The sequence below is a fragment of the Protofrankia sp. Cas3 genome (assembly GCF_963555955.1).
Taxonomy (GTDB): Bacteria; Actinomycetota; Actinomycetes; order Frankiales; family Frankiaceae; genus Protofrankia.
On sequence record NZ_CAUVXP010000030.1, the window covers coordinates 39,847 to 44,301 of the forward strand.

4 protein-coding genes and 1 pseudogene are annotated in these 4,455 nt (G+C 68.3%); 2 read left to right on the top strand and 3 right to left on the bottom strand.

What is annotated here, in order from left to right; translation table 11 throughout:
* Positions 1 to 191 precede the first annotated feature (191 nt).
* Positions 192 to 1,472 (bottom strand): hypothetical protein, encoded by a 1,281-nt coding sequence (locus U9983_RS08495; protein WP_322753487.1) that lies wholly within the window; start codon positions 1,470 to 1,472, stop codon positions 192 to 194.
* Positions 1,473 to 1,790: 318 nt separating this feature from the next.
* On the opposite strand from U9983_RS08495, the gene U9983_RS08500 reads away from it, so the two are divergent.
* A complete protein-coding gene (locus U9983_RS08500) occupies positions 1,791 to 2,081 on the top strand; it encodes a hypothetical protein (protein ID WP_322753488.1) in 291 nt (96 codons plus the stop codon).
* A gap of 337 nt (positions 2,082 to 2,418) precedes the next feature.
* Here U9983_RS08500 and U9983_RS27810 read toward each other — a convergent pair.
* Positions 2,419 to 2,832 (bottom strand): annotated as a pseudogene (locus tag U9983_RS27810) (DUF488 family protein); the annotation flags it as partial.
* Between the two features lie 132 nt (positions 2,833 to 2,964).
* A complete protein-coding gene (locus tag U9983_RS08510; protein WP_322753490.1) occupies positions 2,965 to 3,336 on the bottom strand; it encodes a hypothetical protein in 372 nt (123 codons plus the stop codon).
* A gap of 78 nt (positions 3,337 to 3,414) precedes the next feature.
* On the opposite strand from U9983_RS08510, the gene U9983_RS08515 reads away from it, so the two are divergent.
* The coding region (locus tag U9983_RS08515) for an IS4 family transposase (RefSeq protein ID WP_322753491.1) at positions 3,415 to 4,455 on the top strand (1,041 nt) is incomplete at its 3' end.

The window sequence follows — 4,455 nt, forward strand, 5'->3', positions numbered from 1 at the left end:
GCAGGCCGACCGGGGCTGGGCGGAGTGGATCGCCTGGAAGTTGGAAGAGCGCTGCTGGCCACCAACTTGCCTACCGCTCCGCCCTCCTGACCGAGATTGGCACCGTCTCCACCCCCGAGCAGGTGTCCCCGACCAGGACCGCATGCGCAGCCCACGGGCGGAGAACATCGGTGCCAGCGCGCTGCGCAGGGCTAGAACCTGTCCCAGCCCGCCCAGCGCCAGAGTCGACCGGTGCCCGACCTGGCCTCGACGCCGTGCTCCGTCATCTCGAACTCGCCGAAGTCCAGGATCAGCAGCCTGTCGTCGCCCGGTGCGAAGCCGACATCGATCGGCCGGTGCAGCGGCGGACGGGACGGCAGGCCCTGGGTGGACCAGTCGGCCGGGTCGACCAGCAGCAGGTCGCGGCCGAGCTTCGGACCGCCGGACGGCAGGGTCATCGGCGCCTCGTCCCCGAACAGCGTGACCACCAGTCGTCCGGCCAGCGACGACCGCGGCGGTGCCACGGCGAACTTGGTGGCCGCAACATGCGACTCGAAGTTGAGCACAGGCCGCTCGGGAGGGGGGAGTTGGTCATGATTGGCGAGCAGGAAGGTCGGCTGCGGGCCGCGGGTCGGCTTGAACCCGGGGTCGGTCACCGGGACGTCTCCGACGAAGTCGGGCCAGCCGTACCAGGCGCCCTCGCGCACCTCGAACAGCAGATCGGGCGCGTTGCCGATCGGCCGACTACCCCGGTCGTCGGCGCCCTGGTCGACCGCCAGCAGCCTGCCGTCCGGCAGGAAGCCCAGCCCGAAGGCGTTGCGCATCCCCCAGGCCACCAGTTCCAAGTTGCTGCCGTCGAGGTCACAGCGCAGCACTGCCGCGCTGCACGGAAGCCCGGCCGGTATGCGCTGCCCGGGTCGGGTCGGGGTACCGAACGGGACGAACGCGCCGGTGCTGGTCTGCGCACCGGGCCGGCCGGCCAGCGGGTCCTCGGTGGTGGCGTTGACGCCGGTGAGCACCACGTCGAGGCCGGGAACGTCGTGCGACTGCGGAAGCCGCCCCAGCCAGCCGAGTTCATAGGAATCCAGTCCGATGATCCCCAGATTGGACATCGCGCCTTGCGCGAAATACAGCTTCCCGTCAGGGCCGGCCACGGCCATGTCGATATGGTAGTTGCCGGGCCCGGGCATGCCGTCGACGATGACCGTCCGCTGATTGTCCGGGCCGATCCGGGTGATCCGGCCGGCACCGCCCTCGGACACGTACAGATCCCCCTGGTGCCAGAGCAGTCCGGTCACCGGCTGGGCCAGGCCGTCGGCCACGAGCTCACGTAACTGCCCGTCAGCATTGAGGTTCAGCCGCCAGATCCGGCCACCGGGCGCCGCGCCGCCGAAGGGGAGGCCGGACTCAGCCAGATACACCCCGCCCCGGTCGTCGAAGGCCAGGCTGCTCGGGAAGTCCAACCCATCTGCGAATACGGTAGGCGATGACATTTACGGCCTCTCTCAAGGTGTCCACAAGGAGTTGCGGCCAACCGTCGATCACGGCCGGCGGTCGATTTGTAACAGGACTCGCGAACCATGGTCAAGGACACGGGCCGTAACTATTGAGCTGAGTGGTCCCTATCCAAGGTGGCTGCTAGCGTTCGACGACCCAGAAGACCCGCAGGAGGTGGCCCGGTTCCGTCCGGCAGGGGGCGGCGGCTGGATTTTGGTGACCTCGCGGCGGGCCGGGTTCGGGCAGCTCGGCCGGGTGCTGGAGGTGGCGACGCTGCGCCGGGCCGAGTCGGTCGCGCTGCTGACCGGCCGGCGGTGGCGACACCGTATGACCTGCGGCATGCCTGCGTATCGACCTGGCTCAACGGGATGGTGCAGGGCACCCAGGTGGCGGAGTGGGCCAGCCACTCCGTGGCGGTCCTCTACCGGGTGTACGCGAAGTGCATCGACGGGGACGTCGACACCCAGCTCCGCCGAATCGAAGCCGCTCTCGGGATCGGCGGTCCGGCGGCCCCGGCCCATTCTGTGCCGCGCATGGTCCGCGAATCGTCGGAGATTGCCGGAGACGATCGGACGTCACCGGACCCCGCCGGAGCGGACGATTGATCGTCCAGCCGACCACTAACCCCTGGGAACACTGGGAAACTGGGGCCCTGACCAGGCTTGTGCGGGAGGGGGACTTGAACCCCCACGCCCTAGGGCGGCAGATCCTAAGAGGTCTGCTTTGGCGATCTTGACGTGCTGCCAGCGCTTTCCTCGCGGCGCGAACCCTCGAAAGCGCTCGGCGAACGGTCGTGGACTCCCCGCATATTCCACGCGCCATTCCACGAAATCTCACTATGCGTAGCGACGGCTTGATAATCAGATATATCGGGTCCCCGCGGGTGAGGATGTCGAGAACGACCTGGCGGTGGCAGACTGCCTCGTCGTTCTCGACGCAAAGCACGGCGGTGGGATGGCTGCGGGCGCGCGCACCGAGTTCGGTCAGGGCTGCGACCGCATCCGAACTAGTGATCATCTGTCGGTAGGCGCGGCAGCCTTCGATGGCCCGGCCTGTGCGGAACGGCTCCCGATTGTGCTGGGGGTTGCCGAGAGCGCGCAGGTGGAGGTAATCGATGCCGGCGGCGGCGAGCCCGTCGCGCAGTCGGGTCTTACTGAAGCCGGGTCGGCGGCTGACAGCGTTGAGGCGGACGGCGTCGACGGTGGTGTTGAGCACGGCGGCGAGTGCGGCGACGGTGAACAATCCCGGGCTGGTGGTGCGTTCTTGCTCCAAGCGGGCGAGGGTCATCGCCGAGATGCCGGCTGCGTCGGCGAGGGTCTGACGGGTCAGCCCGTGTTCCCGACGTAGACGCCGCAGGTACGCGCCGAGTCACCAAACAATCTCGGCATAAAAGAGAGTGGCGCTGCTTGTCCGTCCAGGCACCATGGCAGCATGGCAGCATACCAACCATGATCAAACAAGTAAAGAAATACTCGCTGGTCATCTCGGTCAGAACAAGGTAAGTTGCGTTCGTGTGGGGGGCGAGGCCACACCGAGGACCATGAACGCCGACGGGTACTGGCGGGCGTTGCCGACGAAGAAGTAGGTGTCGTATTGGTCACTGGTCAGCTGCCCGAACCATTTCTCGTGGATCTTGTCAAGCAGGGTCTGCTCGTCGGTGTAGCGGGCCCGCCAAGCACGAAAGGCCGCGCCGATCTCCCAGTCAAGGATCGAATGTTTGTGTCCGTGGCAGTCGGGTTCGTCGCACCGGTACCAATAACGAAAGGTGTAGGGCAGCTCCTCGAGTGACTCCCGGCTGCGTTCCAGATCGTCGAACTGGCCTTGGTCGATAATCCCGCGCTGGCCTGGACTCAATGCCACTGACGCTAGTTAGATCTTGGTCGTGCCCGGTGTGTCGTTTGCGGTAGTTCTGCCTGGTTGACGGCATGATCGTGGGGTGTGACGGACACTGGAGCGGTGGCGGGCAGCCGGCTGACGGACCGGATCTCGCTGGGGGTCCTGGCGTCGTTCGTGCCGCGCGATGCGGTCGACGAGGCGATCGAGGCGATCGAGGCGACCGGGAAGGGCGCCCGGCGCAGCGACGCGACGATCCCGCCGCACGTGGTGGCCTACTTCGTGATGGCGTTGGCGCTGTTCGCGGACGACGACTACGAGGCGGTCGCACGCCGGCTGGCCGGGACCCTCGACGACCTCGACGTCACCTCGCCGGCCTGGGAACCGACCTCGGGTGGGCTGACCAGGGCCCGCCAGCGGCTCGGCGCGGCGCCGCTGGCGGAACTGTTCTCCCAGGTCGCGGCGCCGGTCGCGGACCTGGACACGGTCGGGGCGTTTCTCGGCCCGTGGCGGCTGATGAGCATCGACGGGCTGGCGTGGGACGCGCCGGCGTCCAAGGACAACATCGCCGCGTTCGGCCTGCCGGCTGGCCGCGACGACGCGCCGGGGGTGTTACCGAAGGTCCGCGCGGTGACCGTGTCCGAGTGCGCCTCGCACGCGGTGGTCCTCGCCGCCCTCGGCCCGGCCGGCGGAACGAAGGTCGCCAGCGAGCAGGCCCTCGCCCGCAGCCTCTACCCGCGTCTGGAGTCCGACTGGCTGCTGCTGGCGGATCGGAACTTCTACTCCTGGGCGGACTGGTGCACGGCCGCGGACACCGGCGCGGCGCTGCTGTGGCGAGTCAAGGCCACCCTGCGGCTGCCGCCGCTGACGGCACTACCCGACGGTTCCTACCTGACGGTCCTGATCAACCCGACGATCACCGGGAAGGCACGCGACGCGCTGCTCACCGCAGCCCGGGCCGGCACGCCGCTGGACCCGGCGAAGGCCCGCTACGCCCGCCTCGTCGAGTACGACGTCCCCGACCGGGAAGGCGACGGGAAACACGAGGTCATCGCCCTGATCACCACCATCCTCGACCCGCGGGAGGCGACCGCGACCGCCCTGGCCGGGGGATATCAGCACAGATGGGAACAGGAAACCGGTAAC